The organism is Xenophilus sp., assembly GCF_044462705.1.
Classification (GTDB): domain Bacteria; phylum Pseudomonadota; class Gammaproteobacteria; order Burkholderiales; family Burkholderiaceae_C; genus Xenophilus; species Xenophilus azovorans.
This window is the reverse complement of the sequence record NZ_JBIQNC010000003.1, coordinates 17852-35476: the sequence shown is the minus strand read 5'-3', so window position 1 is coordinate 35476 and position 17625 is coordinate 17852. Positions and strand designations below refer to the sequence as shown.

General features: G+C 72.4%; 17 protein-coding genes. 3 read left to right on the top strand and 14 right to left on the bottom strand.

Translation table 11 applies throughout. The annotated features are described in order from the left end of the window. Positions 1 to 310: 310 nt before the first annotated feature. Positions 311 to 1747, top strand: a complete 1437-nt coding sequence (locus tag ACIY1X_RS01285; RefSeq protein WP_399677425.1) for a sensor histidine kinase — start codon at positions 311 to 313, stop codon at positions 1745 to 1747. A 216-nt stretch (positions 1748 to 1963) separates the two neighbouring features. Here the strand turns inward: ACIY1X_RS01285 and ACIY1X_RS01280 are convergent, their stop codons facing one another. From ACIY1X_RS01280 to ACIY1X_RS01260, 5 genes are all read right to left on the bottom strand, one after another. Then, entirely contained in the window at positions 1964 to 2566 is a 603-nt protein-coding gene (locus ACIY1X_RS01280) for a LuxR C-terminal-related transcriptional regulator (RefSeq protein ID WP_038210118.1), read from the bottom strand. A 118-nt stretch (positions 2567 to 2684) separates the two neighbouring features. Continuing rightward, complete coding sequence (locus ACIY1X_RS01275; protein WP_038210116.1) at positions 2685 to 4016, bottom strand: tryptophan--tRNA ligase; 1332 nt, start codon at positions 4014 to 4016, stop codon at positions 2685 to 2687. Between the two features lie 113 nt (positions 4017 to 4129). Then, positions 4130 to 4765, bottom strand: coding sequence for an L-threonylcarbamoyladenylate synthase (locus tag ACIY1X_RS01270; RefSeq protein WP_399677424.1), 636 nt, complete (start codon positions 4763 to 4765; stop codon positions 4130 to 4132). A gap of 31 nt (positions 4766 to 4796) precedes the next feature. Further along, entirely contained in the window at positions 4797 to 5654 is an 858-nt protein-coding gene (locus ACIY1X_RS01265) for a DMT family transporter (protein ID WP_399677508.1), read from the bottom strand. An 89-nt stretch (positions 5655 to 5743) separates the two neighbouring features. Next, the gene (locus tag ACIY1X_RS01260) at positions 5744 to 6598 is read right to left on the bottom strand and encodes a 3',5'-nucleoside bisphosphate phosphatase (protein WP_399677422.1); all 855 of its coding nucleotides are present in this window, start codon (positions 6596 to 6598) and stop codon (positions 5744 to 5746) included. A gap of 172 nt (positions 6599 to 6770) precedes the next feature. Here ACIY1X_RS01260 and ACIY1X_RS01255 point away from each other — a divergent pair, with 172 nt between their 5' ends. Then, positions 6771 to 7034: a hypothetical protein gene (locus ACIY1X_RS01255; protein WP_038210105.1), complete on the top strand. Its 264-nt coding sequence runs from the start codon at positions 6771 to 6773 to the stop codon at positions 7032 to 7034. A 14-nt stretch (positions 7035 to 7048) separates the two neighbouring features. On the opposite strand, the gene ACIY1X_RS01250 is transcribed toward ACIY1X_RS01255, so the two are convergent. Continuing rightward, a complete protein-coding gene (locus ACIY1X_RS01250; protein WP_399677420.1) occupies positions 7049 to 8086 on the bottom strand; it encodes a transporter in 1038 nt (345 codons plus the stop codon). A 185-nt stretch (positions 8087 to 8271) separates the two neighbouring features. Here ACIY1X_RS01250 and ACIY1X_RS01245 point away from each other — a divergent pair, with 185 nt between their 5' ends. Further along, complete coding sequence (locus ACIY1X_RS01245; RefSeq protein WP_038210101.1) at positions 8272 to 9303, top strand: PHB depolymerase family esterase; 1032 nt, start codon at positions 8272 to 8274, stop codon at positions 9301 to 9303. Here ACIY1X_RS01245 and ACIY1X_RS01240 read toward each other — a convergent pair. The 8 genes from ACIY1X_RS01240 to ACIY1X_RS01205 all read right to left on the bottom strand — a co-directional run. Beyond that, positions 9288 to 10190 (bottom strand): peptidoglycan-binding protein, encoded by a 903-nt coding sequence (locus ACIY1X_RS01240; protein ID WP_399677419.1) that lies wholly within the window; start codon positions 10188 to 10190, stop codon positions 9288 to 9290. The genes ACIY1X_RS01245 and ACIY1X_RS01240 overlap by 16 nt on opposite strands. Before the next feature lie 175 nt (positions 10191 to 10365). Beyond that, complete coding sequence (locus ACIY1X_RS01235; RefSeq protein WP_038210097.1) at positions 10366 to 11409, bottom strand: hypothetical protein; 1044 nt, start codon at positions 11407 to 11409, stop codon at positions 10366 to 10368. Between the two features lie 55 nt (positions 11410 to 11464). Then, on the bottom strand, positions 11465 to 12169 hold the full coding sequence (locus ACIY1X_RS01230; protein WP_038210094.1) for an SDR family oxidoreductase: 705 nt from the start codon (positions 12167 to 12169) through the stop codon (positions 11465 to 11467). Beyond that, on the bottom strand, positions 12166 to 12621 hold the full coding sequence (locus ACIY1X_RS01225; RefSeq protein ID WP_399677417.1) for a RidA family protein: 456 nt from the start codon (positions 12619 to 12621) through the stop codon (positions 12166 to 12168). The genes ACIY1X_RS01230 and ACIY1X_RS01225 overlap by 4 nt, the downstream gene beginning before the upstream one ends. A 41-nt stretch (positions 12622 to 12662) precedes the next feature. Further along, positions 12663 to 12926: a DUF2789 domain-containing protein gene (locus ACIY1X_RS01220; protein ID WP_399677415.1), complete on the bottom strand. Its 264-nt coding sequence runs from the start codon at positions 12924 to 12926 to the stop codon at positions 12663 to 12665. Between the two features lie 68 nt (positions 12927 to 12994). Continuing rightward, entirely contained in the window at positions 12995 to 13921 is a 927-nt protein-coding gene (locus ACIY1X_RS01215; protein ID WP_399677413.1) for a transglutaminase domain-containing protein, read from the bottom strand. A 13-nt stretch (positions 13922 to 13934) separates the two neighbouring features. Beyond that, positions 13935 to 16658: a circularly permuted type 2 ATP-grasp protein gene (locus tag ACIY1X_RS01210; RefSeq protein ID WP_399677411.1), complete on the bottom strand. Its 2724-nt coding sequence runs from the start codon at positions 16656 to 16658 to the stop codon at positions 13935 to 13937. Between the two features lie 38 nt (positions 16659 to 16696). Next, positions 16697 to 17625, bottom strand: a 929-nt coding sequence (locus tag ACIY1X_RS01205; RefSeq protein WP_399677409.1) for a transglutaminase family protein, incomplete at its 5' end; no start/stop codon positions are given.

Here is a 17625-nt window from a genome sequence, read left to right as displayed (position 1 = left end):
AAGCAGGGTGACGCGCGAGGCCCGGCAGGGCCCCGCGGTCCCGGCGGCTTCACCAGACACACATGCCGGCGTGCATGACGCCGGCCAGGGGCCCCCTCGGAGGGGTCTTTTTTTGTCGCCGGGCCGCCCCAAGACAAAAAGCATCCCCTCGGGGGATCGGGCAAGCGCGAAGCGGTTGACCGAGGGGTCTTTTTCGTCGCCGGGCCGCCCTAGGACAAGAAGCATCCCCTCCGGGATCGGGCAAGCGCGAAGCGGTTGACCGAGGGGCTTATTTCGGATGAGGCAAACACGTGAAGCAGGAGGACGGGCCATGAAGGGGTACACGTCGTTCGGCAACCTGGGGACTTCGTCCTTCGCGAACCTGGCGCCGGCGCCGGCCTCGGCCGACGAGGCCGAGCCGTGGGTGCGTGGCGAGCTCATCCGCAGCCTGATGCGGGCCTCGCGCGGCAGCTACATCTTCTCTGCCGCGCTGATGCCGGCAGTGGTCGGGCTGGCATGGGGCCACGTGCCCATGTGGCAGCTGATGCTGTGGCTGGCGCTGGGCGCCGCGATCACCATCGGCCGCATGGTCTTCGAGCGGGTCTACACGCGGCGCTACGCCGGCCGCGACGCGAGCGCGCAGGAGAGCTTCATCCACCGCTACCGGCACCTGTGGAGCGCCAGCGCCTTCACCTGGGGCGTGTCGGTGCTGCTGTTCTTCGAGCGCGTGCCGCTGATGAACCAGTTCATGAGCTGGCTGATCGTGGCCGGCGCCGCCACCTTCCCGCTCAACAGCCTGGCGCTGCATCCGCCGCTGCTCAAGCGCTATGTCAACACGCTGTTCGCGGCGATGATGGTTTCGGTGTTCCTGCGGCTGGTGCAGCTCGACTTCGCGCAACTGCACTTCAACTACGGCTTCCTGCTGCTGCCGATGTTCCACTGGTGGCTGCTGCTGCGCGCCGGGCGGCGCATCCACGAGACCGCGCGCAACAGCTTCGAGCTGCTGTTCCACAACCACATCCTCATCAACTCGCTCACGCAGCAGCGCCAGGCGGCGGTGTCGGCGGTGGCGATGAAGAACCGCTTCCTGGCCAGCGCGGCGCACGACATGCGCCAGCCGGTGCTGGCGCTGTCGCTGTACGCCGACTGGCTGCGCAACGAGCCGGAGCTGGTGCAGGAGATCGCGCCGAAGATCGTGCGCGCCACCCACGCGGTCAACGCGCTGTTCGACTCGCTGTTCGACCTGGCGCGCATCGACTCGGGCCAGGTGCGGCTGCACATCGAGCGCGTCGACGTGGCGCAGCTGCTGCACGACCTGGAGCTGCAGTACCGCCCGGTGGCCGAGGCCAAGGGCCTGCGCTTCAAGGTCCACGTGACGCCCGGCTCGGTGCTCACGGACCCGATCCGCATCCGGCGCATGCTGGGCAACCTGCTGTCCAATGCCATCAAGTACACGGCCGAGGGCGGGGTGCTGCTGTGCACCCGCCAGACCCACGCCGGCCTGCGGGTGGAGATCTGGGACACGGGCATCGGCATCGCGCGCGAGCACCTGCGCGACGTGTTCCTGGAGTTCTACAAGGTGGCCGACCATGCCGGCACCTCGGACGGCTTCGGCCTCGGCCTGGCGATCGTGGCGCGCCTGTCGCACGCCCTGGGCCACCCCGTCAGCGTGCGCTCGCGCCTGGGCAAGGGCAGCGTGTTCCGCGTGCTGCTGCACGACGCCGACGAGGCGCAGGCGCAGACCCGCATCTCCGGCGCCGTCGGCTAAGACGGTACCGACACCATCAAAAGGCCGCGGAGCAGGCCATGCAGGAACACCCACGGAACGGGCTCTGCCCGACCGTAGGGGAGGCCTTGCAGGCCGCGCCGGGCCAGTGGCCCGGCTCTTCGCCAGTCACAAAAGGTCCACTGGACCTTTTGTGTACGGGCTCAGCCCCCTTGCAGGGGGGCGAAGCGGAACGAAGTCCGCGAAGCCTGGGGGTGGTCAACTATTCGGGGAGAGAAGGCCGTGGCTGCGCGCGTGGTGCAGCGCCTGCGTGCGGCTCTTGACGCCCAGCCGGCGGAACAGGCGCCACAGGTGCACCTTGACGGTGTGCTCGCTGATGTCCAGCTGTGCAGCGATGTCGCGGTTGCTCATGCCCTGGTCGAGCATGGCGATGAGCTGCGTCTGCCGCTTGGACAGCTTGCCGGGGCTGGCGGGCGCCGGCTCCTCGCCGTCGGCGTCGGCCTGCAGCAGACCCTTGAGCGCGGCGGCCAGCTCGCCCGAGCCGGCTGACTTCTCGATGTAGATGTCGGCGCCGGCCTCGATGCAGGCCTCCTCCATGTCGGCGGAGGGCGAGGCGGAATACACGGCGATGGGCACCTCGGGCCAGCCCTTCTTCAGCGCGATGACGCCGGACACGCCCGTCACGTCGGGCAGCTTCAGGTCGAGGCAGAACAGCTTGGGCTCGCCATGCTGCTTGACGCTGGATTCCAGCTTGTCCAGGCGCTCCATCTCCACGATGTTCTCGGCCGGACGCAGCCGGCGCAGGACCATGACGATGGCGTCACGCATGAGGGGGTGGTCGTCGATGACGTAGATGCTCATTTCTGGCTCGCTTGGTTCAATCAGACAGGCCCGCCGACGGCTTGGCGACCGTTCTGCCCCGCAGTGTGCGGAGCGGCAGTGCATTGGCGTTGCATTCCCTGCATTCGTGTGTGTTCGTTCAGTGCGCGTCGTCGCCGGCCAGCTGCTGCAGGGCCTCGGCGGCGGCCTGCGATGCCGCAGGGTCGAGCGCCTCCAGTTGCGCGGCCAGCTCGGCCAGCGCGGCGGCCGGGCGGCCGCGCAGGGCGGCGATGGCGCTGCCTGCCTCCTGCGGCGTCGCGAAGCCGCGGCTTTGCAGCAGCGCGGCGCCTTGCGCATCCACCAGCTTGAAGTAGAAGCGGCCGTCGCTTTTCTCGCGGTACTGCTTGAAGGCGGCGCCGGTCTTGGCCGAGGGCTTGCCCGCGGCGGCGGGCGCCGCCGCCGCTGCGGCCGAGGCCAGGTTGCGCAGGCCCACGGCCTCGCGCAGGCGCTGCATGAAGGGCCGCGACAGCGCGCGGGCCTTCTCGGCGCCGGCGCGCAGCGTGCGCTCGATCTGCGCCGGGTCGGCCATCAGAGCCTCGTAGCGCTCGCGCAGCGGCGCGACCTCGGCGTCGATGCGCTCGAACAGCAGCTGCTTGGCGTCGCCCCAGGCGATGCCCTCGGCGTACGCCTTGCGCAGCGCTTCGGTCTCGGCCGGCGTGGCGAAGGCCTGGTAGATCTGGAACAGGGCCGAGCCCTCGGTGTCCTTGGGTTCGCCGGGCGCGCGCGAGTCGGTGAGCAGGCCGCCGATCAGCTTGCGAAGCTGCTCGCGCGGCACGAACAGCGGGATCGTGTTGCCGTAGCTCTTGCTCATCTTGCGGCCGTCCAGGCCGGGCAGCAGCGCCACCGCGTCGTCGATCTCCGCCTCGGGCAGCGTGAAGTGCTCGCCGTACAGGTGGTTGAAGCTGTTGCCCATGTCGCGCGCCATCTCGATGTGCTGCACCTGGTCGCGGCCCACCGGCACCTTGTGCGCGTTGAACATCAGGATGTCGGCCGCCATCAGCGCGGGGTACATGAACAGGCCTACCGTCACGTCGGCGTCCGGGTCGGCGCCGGCGGCGGCGTTGCGGTCCACCGCGGCCTTGTAGGCGTGGGCGCGGTTGAGCACGCCCTTGCCGGTCACGCAGCTCAGCAGCCAGGTCAGCTCGGGGATCTCGGGGATGTCGGACTGGCGGTAGAAGGTCACGCGCTCGGGATCGAGGCCGCAGGCCAGCCAGGTGGCGGCGATCTCCAGCGTGGAGCGCTGGATGCGCGACGGCTCATCGCACTTGATGAGCGCGTGGTAGTCGGCGAGGAAGTAGAAGCTCTGCACGTCGGCGCGCTGGCTGAAGCGCACCGAGTGGCGCACGGAGCCGACGTAGTTGCCCAGGTGCGGCGTGCCGGTGGTCGTGATGCCGGTCAGGAAACGCGTGACCTGGGAGGGCTGGGAAGGCATGGATTGCAGGTTCGGCGCACGTGCGCGCCACGGTCCATCATGAAATTGGATACGAAGGTTTTCGGATGCGACGGCCCAATGGGCCGGCGGTGTTCACCCAGCGGCGCATTGTCTCAGAGACCCAATGGCGCGAGCGTACCGCGGCCCTGCCGCACGAGCTGCGGCTCGCCGCCGTCACCCATCGGCACGAGGTCGACCACGGTCGTCGGCTGCGACGGACAGGCGCCGGCATCCACCACGCCGCCGATCAGCTTCTCGAAGCGTTCGCGGATGGCGGCGGCATCGTTCATCGGCTCGCTCTCGCCCGGCGGGATGAGCGTGGTGGCCAGCAGCGGGCCGCCGTGCAGCATCAGCAACTCGTCCAGCGCGCGGTGCGCCGGCACGCGCAAGCCGATGGTCTTGCGCTGCGGATGGCTCACGCGGCGGGGCACCTCCTTGGTCGCCTCCAGGATGAAGGTGTAGGGGCCCGGCGTCGCGGCCTTGAGCAGGCGGTACTGCCGGTTGTCCACGCGCGCGTAGTTGGCCAGCTCGCTCAGGTCGCGGCACAGCAGCGTGAGGTGGTGCCGCTCGTCGACCTGGCGGATGCGGCGCAGCGCGTCGGCCGCGTCCTTGTCGTCCAGCCGGCAGGCGAGGGCATAGCTGGAGTCGGTGGGCACGGCCAGCACCTCGCCGCGCGCGAGCAGCGCGGCGGCCTGCTTGAGCAGCCGCGGCTGGGGGTTGTCGGGATGGACTTCGAAATGCTGGGCCATGGGTGCATTGTGCGGCCGGCACCCATGACGTTCATGTTTCGACCGGCTCGATGGGCACGCGCCGCTCGCGCATGGTGAGCCACGCGCCGGCGGCGCCGCAGACGGTGATCAGCGCGATGCCCATGAGCGAGGCCGCGTCCGGCACCTGGCCGAACACCCACCAGCCGCCCAGCATCGCGAAGCCGATCTGCGCGTACAGGTAGGGCGTGAGTGTCGAGGCGGGCGCGCGCCGGTAGGCCAGGATGAGCAGGAAGTGGCCCACCGTGCCCAGCAGCCCCATCAGGCACAGCAGCGCCCAGCTGTGCCAGGAGGGCAGCGCCTGCCAGGCCAGCGGCAGCACGAAGGAGGTGGCCAGCGCGCCCACCCAGCCGGTGTAGAAGTGCATGGTCAGCGGGTTCTCCGTCTGCGCCATGCGGCTGGTGAGCACCTGGAACCAGGCGTTGCTGACCACCAGCCCGAGCGGCAGCAGCATGGCCCAGCCGAAGGCCTCGCCGCCGGGACGCAGGATGACCAGCGTGCCGGCGAAGCCGCCGGCCACCAGCGCCCAGCGCAGCGGCGACACGCGCTCCTTGAGCACGGTGGCCGCCAGCACGGTGATGGCCAGCGGCGCGACCATCACGACGGCGGTGAACTCGGCCATCGGCATGTAGCGCAGGCTGAGGAAGGCGAACACCGTGCTGCCCAGCAGCAGCAGCCCGCGCAGCGCCTGGTAGCGCGGGTGGCGCGTGCGCAGCAGGGCCGGGCCGTGCAGCGGCAGCAGCACGGCGGTGGTGGCGACGGCCTGGAAGCTGTAGCGGAACCACACGCCCATGAGCACCGGCACCGTCATCACGGCGAGCTTGGTGGCGGTGTCGAGCGCGGCGAAGCAGGCCACCGCCACCAGCGCCATGGCGATGCCGGCCAGCAGCCGTTCGGCCTGGCGGTCGCGCAGGATGGTGGGCGGCGTGGAGGCAGCGCCGGTCGCCGGGCCTGCGGCGCTCACCGGATGCGGTCCGCGAGCAGTTCCCACACGGGCGTCAGGCCCGCGGGCAGGGGCGGCAGGGCGCCCAGGTCGCAATGGCTTTCGTCGGGGCTGTGGAAGTCGCTGCCGCGCGAGGCGGCCAGGCCGAACTCGCGCGCCTTGTCGGCGTACTCGACGTATTCGGCCGGCGTGTGGCTGCCGGTGACCACCTCCACCGCCCGTCCGCCGTGGGCCTGGAACTCGGTGAACAGCGCGTATTCCTCGTTGGCGGTGAACTTGTAGCGCCCCGGGTGAGCGATGACGGCCAGCCCGCCGGCCCCGCTGATCCAGCGCACCGCGTCGCGCAGCGTGGCCCAGCGGTGCGGCACGTAGCCCGGCTTGCCCTCGGTGAGGTACTTGCGGAAGACCTCGGACGTGTCGCGGCAATGGCCCTGCTCGACCAGGAAGCGGGCGAAGTGGGTGCGCGAGATCAGCTCCGGGTTGCCGACGAAGCGCAGCGCGCCCTCGTAGGCGCCGTGGATGCCCACCTGCGCCAGTTGCGCGGCCATCTCCTGCGCGCGCTTGCCGCGCCCGCCGCGGGTGTCGTACAGGCCTTGCGTCATCGCCGCGTCGTCCGGGTCGAAGCCCAGGCCCACGATGTGGACCGTCTCGTCGGCGAAGGTGACGGAGATCTCGGTGCCGGTCAGGTAGCGCAGGCCGACCGCGCGGGCGGCCTCGGCGGCGCGGTGCTGGCCGCCGAGTTCGTCGTGGTCGGTGAGCGCCCACAGGTCCACGCCGTTGGCCTTGGCGCGGGCGGCCAGTTCCTCGGGGGTCAGCGTGCCGTCGGACACCACGGAGTGGCAGTGCAGGTCGGCGTTGAGGATGGCGCTCACCTGCGCGATTTTACGGAGCGGTGCCGGAACGCGCTGGCGCCGGGTTGCTGCGAAAACCATAGCAACCTGCCCGTGTGACAGGCGTTGTCATATTTCTGGCGGGGGGTGGCGGCAAGAATACGTCCATCGAAATGACTCAGGACGCCGCCGCGGGAGCGGAGGACGGGACCCCATGAATGCCATCAAGGAAGCCCGGCGCTTCATCGAGAAGAACCCGGACGACGCCTCGGCGCGCATCCTCGCGCGCCTGGTGCTCGCCCTGGAGACGGACCACGGCTTCGAGCTGGTCACGCTCTACGACCTCGACTACGACGCCTTCCAGCTCGCCATCGACATCCTGCGCGAGTGGCGGCTGGACCGCTACTACGCGGGCAAGGCCAAGCTGTTCGACCTGTCGGTGCAGGTCAGCGAACTGTCGACCTCGGCGCCGGCCTGAGAGCCTGCCGGCGCTCACTGCCGGCCGGCCTTCCTGAAGGCCACCCAGGCCGCCACGGCGGTGAAGCTGGCCACCACCGCCACCAGGATCCAGAAGCCGTGGTGGTTCTCCGCCAGCGGGATGCCGCCCACGTTCATCCCGAACAGGCCGGCCAGGATGTTGATCGGCAGGGCCAGCACCGTGACGACCGTCAGCACGAACAGGCTGCGGTTGTTGCCCTCCTGCACGCGCGCGGCGACCTCCTCCTGCAGCAGCTTCACGCGCTCCTGCAGCCCGGCCATGTCGCGCAGCACCACCGAGAACTCGCCCGAGGCGTCGCGCAGCCCCTGCGCGTCCGCCTCGGCCATCCAGGGCGGCGGGCGGGTCAGCAGGCGGAACAGGGCTGCCGGCTCCGGCGCCAGCAGCCGCTGCAGCCGCACCAGCACGCGGCGCAGCTCGCCCAGGCGCGCGCGCTGCGGGCCGGGGCGGCCGGCCAGCAGGTCGTCCTCCACCGCGTCGACGCGGGCGGTGACGCCGCGCACGATGCCCACCAGCACGTCGGCCTGGGCGCGCATCAGGTGCTCCAGCAGCTCGGCGGGGGAGCGTGGCACGTCGCCGTCGCGCACCGCGGTGCGCAGCGTGTCGACCGAGCGCAGCGGCCGGGTGCGGGCCGTCACCACCAGGCGCGGGCCGACGGCGATCCACAGCGTCGAGATGTCCGAGGGCTCGAAGCCGAAGTCGTAGTGCACGTCGTTGATGACCGCGACCAGCGTGTCGTCGTCGCGCTCCACGCGGGTGGAGTGCAGCCCGCCGTCCAGCGCCTCGTGGAAGCTGTCGGGCAGGGCGGCGTGCCGCTCCAGCCAGCGGCGCGCCGGCGCGTGGCTCAGGTTGAAGTGCAGCCAGGCGAACTCGCCCGGCGCCGGCGCCGGCTGCGCGAGCCAGGCGGCGGCCTCGTCGGCGTCCAGCGCCACGGCGGCGCCATCGCCCGCGGGGCCGAAGCGCCAGCCGCAGATCAGGCCGGCGGCGTCGCCGCCGTAGGACAGGCTGGGAGGCGGGAGCGGGCGGTCGGGCATGGTCGGACGGGAGCGGCGGGGCGCGGCAGCAGGCCGATCGTGTGTCAGCCGCGTGACGTCGATGTGACAGCGCCTGTGGCGCGCGGGCGTCGGCCCGGCGCCACGATGTCACGGATCGCCGGTTTCTCCGCCCGGGGGCGCAGGACCGTCCCGCCCGCGGCTGCTATGGTCGCGCCACTTCGCCCATGGCCCGCCGCCCCTTCGTCCCCGCCTTGTTCCGTTGCGCCAATCCGAGGCAGGTGAGGGCGCTGGCGCGCGCCGCGATCCAGGGCGGCCGGCGCATGGCGGGCCAGTTGCAGAGCGTCATGCGCCAGCGGCCGCCGCCGGGCCCGGGCGAGTGGATCGCAGGCATGGCCGCGGGGCCGGGCGGCGTGCGCGGCTTCCACGTCTACCGCCCGCCGGACATGGCGCCCGACGAGCGGCTGCCGCTCCTGGTGATGCTGCACGGCTGCGGGCAGACGGCGCGCGATTTCGCCATCGGCACGCGCATGAACCGGCTGGCCGCGCGCGAGCGCTTCCTCGTGCTCTACCCGGAGCAGGACCTGCTGGCCAACCCGCAGGGCTGCTGGAACTGGTTCGAGCTGCGCTCCGGCCAGGCGCTGGCCGAGGCCGCCACCCTGCTGTCCGCCATCGACCGGGTGTGCATGGCCCACGGCGGCGACCGGGCGCGGGTGGCGGTGGCCGGCCTGTCCGCCGGCGCGGGCATGGCCGCGCTGCTGGGCCTGAGCGCGCCGGAGCGCTTCGTCGCCGTGGCCATGCACTCCGGCGTGGCGCCGGGCGCGGCGCGTTCGCGCCACAGCGCGCTGGCGGCCATGGCCGGGCGGCGTGCACCCGCGCTGGGCGCGTCGCCGGCCGTGCCGCTGCCGCCGCTGCTGGTGCTGCAGGGCGATGCCGATGCGGTGGTGGCGCCGGTCAACGGCGAGCGCGCGGCACGGGCCTGGGCAGAGGCCGGCGGCGCACGCCCCGCCGCCGCGCAGCAGCGCCAGCGCGGCCAGCGCCTGCCGATGCGCGTCACCGCGTACCGCCGGCGCGGCCGCACGCAGGTGGTGCAGGTGGACATCCACGGCCTGGGGCACGACTGGAGCGGCGGCGCCACGGCCAGCCCCTTCACCGACCCGCGCGGGCCTGACGCCTCGGCGCTGGTCTGGGGCTTCGTGGCGCGGCAGTTGCGCCGCCTGCAGGCCGACGCGGCCGCGTCCGGTCAATCCACGCTGTAGAAGTAGCGCACGCAGCTCAGCGGGCGGTTCTTGACCAGGATCGCCTGGTTCTCCGAGTTGCCGTTGACCGTGACCATGTTGTCGCCGTCGATGGAGGCGACGATGAAGTGGTGGATGTGCTCCTTCATCACGCAGATGTCGCCGGGCCGGCAGTCGCGGGAGAACTTCAGCGCCAGCCTGCTGGGGCCCAGGCCCATGCGCCACTTCGTCTCGACGCCGGCGGTGCGCACGGCCCAGGTGGCGAAGATGCCGCACCAGGAGACGCCGGAGGTGCCCGGCTGCGGGATCCGCCGGCCCGGGATGCGCACGCCGTCCAGCGTGGACTTGTCCTTCCACTTGTTCTCGTTCCAGCCGTCCACGCCTTCGTCGAAGTACTGCTTGAGGCGGCGCCAGCCGGCGCGCACCAGCAGGCCGTCCTCCTGCCTGGTGATCAGGTCGGACACCGCGGTGGCGGGCAGCGCCTCGCCCAGCGCCACTTCCAGCACGCGCCGGCGCAGGGCCGACAGCCCGGCCGGGATGGACACCGAGGAGGACGGCGGTGGCGGTGGCGCCGGCGGCACGTGTCCCGGCGGCGTGACGATCTGCGGCGGATCGATGCCGCCCGGCACCGGCGGCGTCGCGGGGCCGGTGCCGGCATCGAACTCGCCCAGCCGCCCGATGGTCTGGCCGCCGGCGTCGACGCGCCCGTCGGCCCAGTGGAACTGCGTCTGCTGGAAGCGCAGGATGGCCCCGACGGTCAGGGGCCCGCACTTGCCGTCGGTGTCCAGCGGGGCGGGCGGGCCGCCGCTGCCCGCGGGCACGTCGTTGAGCAGCGACTGCACGGTGCAGACGTCGTCCGCGCGGTTGGCGCCGCCCAGCCCCACGGATGCCTGGATGGATCGAGCCACGGTGCCATTCCTCCTGCGCAGCCTGCGCTGAGCGTCGATGGCGGCCAGTCTAGGCAGCGGTGCGCCGGCGCGGAACCTGCCGGAGGGCAGGCGCCGCAGACGGCCGCGCTATGGCGGAGGTGCAGGTGCTGGGGGCGCGTAGCCGGATCGTGCTAGACCGGGTGCGCCATGCCGCTCAGGAGGCGCTGCGCTCGATCCAGCGCCGGATCTCCTCGCCGACGTCCAGCATGCCTCGCGTGGACAGATGCGTGTCGTTGGGCCAGTAGAAGTCCCGGATCGAGCGCCGGGCGGCCTGGGCGTGGGCGAACAGGTCCGGGCCCAGGCCGGCCGCTTCGATCTGCCGGGCGAAGCCGGCGCCGCGGCCGGGTTCGGCGTACACCGTGGTCTTGTCCGGCACGATCATCCACACGATCCGCAGCGCCGGGTGGGCGCTGCTGATGCGGCGCGCGATGGCGCTCTGCCTGTCGCCCGGCACATCCATCATCACGTCCTCCGCGAGGAAGAGGCCACGGTCGCACAGCCGGTGGCTGAACTGGACGCAGCCGTCGGCCAGCGGGCGCACGCTCACCAGCGGGATGTCGTTGTCCGGGTCGCGGAATACCACCTCGCGCAGGTCGCGCCGCACCCGCAGGCCGTGCGTCCAGGTCGTGATGCCGGTGCTCAGCTTGGCGCGGTCGTTCAGCGCCCAGCCGGGCGGTTCGTCCGGCGGCGCGGCCGAGTCGCCCATCGGCCGGTAGACGCCCTGCGTGCGGGCGCATGCCGCCGAGCGGTCCATGCGCCGCACCACCCATCGCTGCACGGTCTGCACGATCACCGTCCGGCCGCGGAAGCCCTGGCTGCGCAGCCACTCGTCCAGGTCGCTGCACAGCGCATTGCCGATCTGGTCCCAGTGGGTGCTCGCGACCTTCAGGCCCTGCCCGACCAGCACCGACTGCCAGAGCCGGCCGACCGAGAAGCTGTCGCCGATCACCAGCACGTCGGCTTCGGCGAGGGGTGCATCGGCCAGCGCGGCCCGCGGGACGGCCGCCTGGCCCGTGCGCCAGCCGAAATCGGATTCCGGCACGCGCCCGATGCGGGTGAGGTCGCCGTAGGGCGCCGGCGTGAGGACGGTCACGACGCACAGCGCCAGCGCCAGCACGTAAGCGCTGCCGAAGATCGCGAGCCAGGTGCGCGCCTGGCCAGGGCCTGTGAACGCGACGGAAGGGGTCGCGAAGCTCATCGCAGCCTGCCCATCAAGGCGCGCGACGCCGTGCGCTCCATGGCGTTCACGGGCCCTAGACCGACCGCGTGATGCCGCCATCGATGCGGATGTTCTGGCCGGTGATGTAGGCGGACTTGTCCGAGGCCAGGAAGACGATCAGCTCGGCCACCTCGCCGGCGGTGCCGTAGCGGCCCATGGGAATGCGCGCGCGGCGGTCTTCCTTCTCGGGCAGGCTGTCGATGAAGCCCGGCAGCACGTTGTTCATGCGGATGCCGTCGGCCGCGTATTGGTCGGCGTACAGCTTGGTGAAGGAGGCCAGCCCGGCGCGCAGCACGCCGGAGGTGGGGAAGGCCGGCTCCGGCTCGAAGGTGGCGTAGGTGCCGATGTTGACGATCGAGCCGGCCTTCTGCCGCTGCATCACCGGCGTGACCAGGCGCGCGATGCGCACCACGTTGAGCAGGTAGAACTCCATGCCCAAGTGCCAGTCCTCGTCGCTGATTGCCAGCAGCTCGCCCTTGGGGCCGTGGCCGGCGCTGTTGACCACCGCGTCGATGCGGCCCCAGCGCGCCAGCGCCGCATCGACCAGGCGCTGCAGGTCGGCCTCGCTGCGGTTGGAGCCGGTGATGCCGACGCCGCCCAGTTCCTGCGCCAGCGCCTCGCCCTTGCCGGAAGAGGAGAGCACCGCCACCTCGAAGCCGGCTGCGCGCAGGCCGCGCGCCGCGGCGGCGCCCATGCCGCTGCCGCCGGCGGTGACGAGGGCAACGCGCGGGGCCGTCATTCGACTTCCGCGATGAGTTCGATCTCGACGCAGCAGCCCAGCGGGATCTGCGCCACGCCGAAGGCGCTGCGCGCGTGCGCGCCGCGCTCGCCGAAGACCTCGCCGATCAGTTCGCTGGCGCCGTTGGTCACCAGGTGCTGCTCGGTGAAGTCGGGTGCGGAATTGACCAGGCTCATCAGCTTGACGATGCGGCGGACCTTGTTCAGGTCGCCGACGGCGGCGTGCAGCGTGCCCATCAGGTCGATGGCCACGGCGCGGGCGGCGGCCTTGCCTTCGTCGGTGCCCATGTTCACGCCGAACTGGCCGACCCAGGGCTTGCCGTCCTTGCGCGCCACGTGGCCGGAGAGGAAGACCAGGTTGCCGGTGCGCACGAAGGGCACGTAGGCCGCCGCGGGCGCGGCCACGGGCGGCAGTTCGATGTTCAGCGACTTCAGCTTGTCGTAGATGCTCATGGAAGGACCTTTACTGGTTGGTGTGTGGAAGTGTCGGTGGGTCAGTCCAGCCCGGTGCGTGCCTTGACGGCGTCCTCGTGCAGGGATTCGCTGAGCTGGTCCACCACGATGGCCCAGGCGGCATCGGCCTTGAGCTGCTCGCTCAGGAACTGGCGCTGCGCCTCGTTCCAGAAGGGCGCGTCCGCCAGCCCGACGTCGGCCGCCAGCTGGTGGGACCGGATGAACTGCGCGATCGCGGCCTCGTCGGCATCGAGCCCGAGCTGCAGGAAGAGGTTGGTCATGCGCGGGGCGGAGGGATTCGTCATGGCGTCTCGGTGTGGATGGCAGGGACGCAGCCATTGTCCGTTGCCTGCGGCCGCGGCCGCTGTGGGACTCAGCCGGCGTTTTCCTCGTCCTCGGGCCGCACCGTCACGCCGACGTGCAGCACGTGCCGCGCGCCGCCGTGCAGCACGCCGCGGATGGGCGAAACGTCGGCGAAGTCGCGGCCCACGGCCAGCAGCACGTAGTCCTCACCGGGCTGGCGGCCGTTGGTGGGGTCGAAGCCGGCCCAGCCGCCCGGCGCGCGGGCCGGTGCGCCGGCAGCGGGCGGCAGGTACAGCTCGACCCAGGCGTGCGAGGCGTCGGCGCCGACCAGGCGCGGCTGGCCGGGCGGCGGCTGCGTCAGCAGGTAGCCGCTGACGTAGCGCGCCGGCAGGCCCATGGCGCGGCAGCAGCCGATGAGGATGTGCGCGAAGTCCTGGCACACGCCGCGCCGCTGGGCCAGCGCCTGCACGGCCGGCGTGCCCACCTCGGTGCTGCCGGCGTCGTAGGCGAAGTCGCGGTGCATGCGCAGCGTCAGGTCCATCGCGGCCTCGAACAGCGGCCGCCCGGGCGTGAAGCTGGGGCGCGCATAGGCGCCGAAGTCGTCGTGCAGCGGCACGTGGGGCGAGGGGAAGACGAACTCGGAGACCGGGTCGTCGCGCACGCCCTTGCGGTAGCGGAAGCGCTCGCGCACCGCTTCCCACGGGGTGCCGGGCGCGGTGTCCGGCACGAAGGGCGGCGGCGCGGCGGTCTCGACCAGGCTCTCGGCCCGCACCACCAGTTCGCCGTGCGTCGAACCCAGCGCGAAGAAGGTGCGCACGTTGCCGTACACGTCCACCGACTCGCTGCGCTGCACCGGCTCGGGCGCGATGTGCAGGGCGTGGCCGAGCAGCCGCTGCTGCTGCGGGCGCTCCAGCGGCCGCAGGTGCGCCATGTGCTGCGCGGTCTCCACCGGCGGCGCGTACGCGTAGCGGGTCTCGTGGACGACGTGCAGGCGCATGATCGAAAGACGCTCAGGCCCCGACCGAGCGCACGGTCTCGTGGGTGAGGGTGAAGTAGCGCGCCCCGATGGCGTCGGAGACGCGCCAGGCCGCCGCCTCGCAGGCCTGCAGCAGCGCCAGCAGCCGCGCGTGGCGGCCGTCGTCGCCGGTCTCGCACAGGTCCTCCAGCGTCCAGGCGGCCGGGTCGGGCAACTCGTGCGACAGGGCGGTGAGCTGGCCCGGCGCGCTGCCGGCCAGGCGCGCGATGCGCCCGCGCAGCGTCTGCGCGACCCAGGCCAGCGAGCGCGGGTTGTCGCCGTCGAGCACCAGCAGGTCGGCCAGCGTGGCGAGGTCGCGCCGCTGCTGGTGCCGCGCATGGAAGGTGATGGTGCTGTCGAACAGCGCGACCAGGGCCTCGAAGCCGCTCACCTCGTGCAGCGTGCCCGCCTCCAGGCCGGCCGCCAGCGCGCTGGCGAGGAAGCCCAGGCGCTCGATGTGGCGGCCGATGGACAACAGGCGCCAGGCGTCGTCGCGCGTCATGCGGTCGGTCTGCGCGCCGGTGATGGCCGCCAGCGCCATGCCGGCCGCCTCCAGCGTGCGCTGCGTGGCGCCCAGGGCGTAGCGCGCCTCGCCCGGCTCGCCGGCCTGCTCCTGCATGCGGCGCAGGAAGTCGTCCTCGGCGCGCACGATCTGGTTCCAGTGCTCCTGCGACAGGCGCTCGCGCACCGCGGCGGCGGCCTGGCGCAGGCAGTGCAGGTTGAAGCCGACGCTGCGGCCGCGGTCGGTGTCGCCCAGTTCGGCGACGAGCGCGCGCTGGAACACGCGGCGCGCCTGCGCCGCGCGGGCGCCGCCCTGCGGCTCGGGCAGCTCGCGCGGCACCAGCGCGTTGCGCCGCGCCAGCGCGTCGAGCCAGGCCGCCAGGGCGGGGGAGGACTGGTCCTCGCCGCCCAGCAAGTCCAGCGCCAGGCGCGCCAGGCGCAGGGTGTTCTCGGCGCGCTCGGTGTAGCGGCCGAGCCAGAACATGTTCTCGGCCGCGCGGCTGGTCACCGGCGCGCGGTGGCGCACCAGCGAGGCCGGCGTGGCCTGCGTGTGCAGGCGGGTGCTGCGGTCCACCTCGCCCTCGGTCAGCACCCACACGTCGGCGCTGCTGCCGCCGCGCTGCATCGATGCGATCTGCGCGTCCGGCCCGGCCAGCCGCGCCATGCCGCCGGGCAGCACGCGCCAGGAGCGGGGGCCGTCGTTGACGGCGAACACGCGCAGCATCACCGCCTTGGGCGCGATGCGGCCGGGGCCGATGTCCTGCGCCCAGGTCGGCATCTGCGACATCGGCAGGTGGCTCTGCACCGTGTGCGACTCGGGCTGGCGCACGATGCGGCCGGCCCATTCGTCGAGCGCGCGGCGGTCGAGCTGGGTGCCCAGCACGGCGTCGAAGCCGGGATGCACGCGCGAGCCGGGGTAGGTCGGCTTGATCGCGCATTCGGCCAGTTGCGGCAGTGCCGCCTCCATGGCCGCGCGCTCGCCGCACCACCAGGTGGCCAGCGAGGGCAGCGCCAGCGGCTCGCCCAGCAGCTGCTGCGCCAGCGCCGGCAGGAAGCCCAGCAGCGCCGGCGATTCGAGGAAGGCCGAGCCCGGCGTGTTGGCCACCAGCACGTTGCCGGCGCGGATGGCCTGCAGCAGCCCGGGCACGCCCAGCGTCGAGTCGGGCAGCAGTTCCAGCGGGTCGAGGAAGGCGTCATCCAGCCGCTTGATCAGGCCGTGCACCGGCTGCAGGCCCTGCAGCGTCTTGAGGTACAGGCGCTCGCCCCGCACGGTGAGGTCGCTGCCCTCGACCAGCGTGACGCCCAGGTAGCGGGCCAGGTAGGCGTGCTCGAAGTAGGTCTCGTTGTAGGGGCCGGGCGTGAGCAGCGCGATGTGCGGCAGTTCACCCGTGGGGCCGGGCGGGCACATGGCCTGCAGGCCGTCCATCATCGCGCTGTAGGTGGCGGCCAGGCGCTGCACCTGCAGCGACTCGAAGGCCTGCGGGAACTGGCGCGCGATGGCCAGCCGGTTCTCCAGCAGGTAGCCCAGGCCCGAGGGCGCCTGGGTGCGCTGCGAGACCACCCACCAGTGCCCGTCGGGGCCGCGCGCGAGGTCGAAGGCGGCGATGCGCAGCCAGGTGTCGCCCGGCGGCTGCACGCCGTGCATGGCGCGCAGGTAGCCGGGGTGGCCGCGCACCAGCGCGGCGGGCAGCAGGCCCTCGGCCAGCAGGTGCTGCGGGCCGTACACGTCGGCCATCACGCGGTCGAGCAGGCGGGTGCGCTGCAGCACGCCGGCCTCGATGCGCGCCCAGGTCTGCGGCTCGACGATGAGGGGGAACAGGTCCAGCGACCAGGGGCGCTGCGGGCCGCCGGCGTCGGCGTACACGTTGTAGGTGACGCCGTTGTCGCGGATCTGCCGCGCCAGGCTCAGCGCGCGGCGCGGCAGGTCGGCGAAGCCGGCGGGGCCCAATGTCTCGAAGAAGCGGCTCCAGGCGGGGGTGAGCGGCGCGGCGGGCGCGGCGGCCGGTTCGGCGTCGGCGGGTTCGGGCTGCGGCAGGGCGGCGTCGTGCAGCGGTGCGGCGGCGGCCGCTGCAACCCGGGCGGGCGCCGGCAGCGGCGTCGCGGTGCCGCGCAGTTCGTCGAAGTGCCCCGGCCGGGCCTGCGGCGCGAGCGCCGCGGCGAAGGCGGCCGGCGATTCCAGCGCCTGCGCGTCGAAAAGGGAGTCGTTCAGTAGGTCCACGGCGGCGGCATTGTCACATCGCCGTCGTCGGTGCCCGCTCAGCGTCGCAGATCCAGCGTGAAGGGGAACTCGCGGCTGCCCGGGGCCTCGATGTTGGCCGGCGGCGTGTCCATGCTTCCCGGCGTATGGCCCATGCGCGAGAAGCGCGCCAGGCGCCGGCTTTCGGCCTCGTAGGCGTTGACCGGGAAGGTGGTGTAGTTGCGCCCGCCCGGGTGCGCCACGTGGTACTGGCAGCCGCCCACCGAGCGCTTCATCCAGGTGTCGACCAGGTCGAAGGTCAGCGGCGCGTGCGGCTGGATGGTGGGGTGCAGCGAGGAGGGCGGGTTCCAGGCCTTGTAGCGCACGCCGGCCACGTACTCGCCGGCCACGCCGGTGGGCTGCAGCGGCAGCACCTTCCCGTTGACGGTGACGGCGTAGCGGCTCTGGTTGAGGCCGGTCACGCGCACCTCGATGCGCTCCAGCGAGGAGTCGACATAGCGCACGGTGCCGCCGACAGCGCCTTCCTCGCCCATCACGTGCCAGGGCTCCAGCGCGTTGCGCAGGCCGAGCTGCATGCCCATGGCCTGCACTTCGCCCACCAGCGGGAAGCGGAACTCGAAGTGTGGCGCGAACCACTCGCTCTCGAAGGCGAAGCCGGCCTGGCGCATCTCGGCGATGACGTCCTCGAAGTCCATCCGCACGAAGGTGGGCAGCAGGAAGCGGTCGTGCAGCTCGGTGCCCCAGCGGGTGGCGGGCGCCTGGTAGGGCGCGTCCCAGAAGCGGGCGACCAGCGCGCGCATCAGCAACTGCTGCACGATGCTCATGCGCGCGTGCGGCGGCATCTCGAAGGCGCGCAGCTCCAGCAGGCCCAGCCGGCCGGTGGGGCCGTCGGGCGAGTACATCTTGTCGATGCAGAACTCGCTGCGGTGCGTGTTGCCGGTGACGTCGATCAGGATGTTGCGCAGCAGCCGGTCGACCAGCCAGGGCG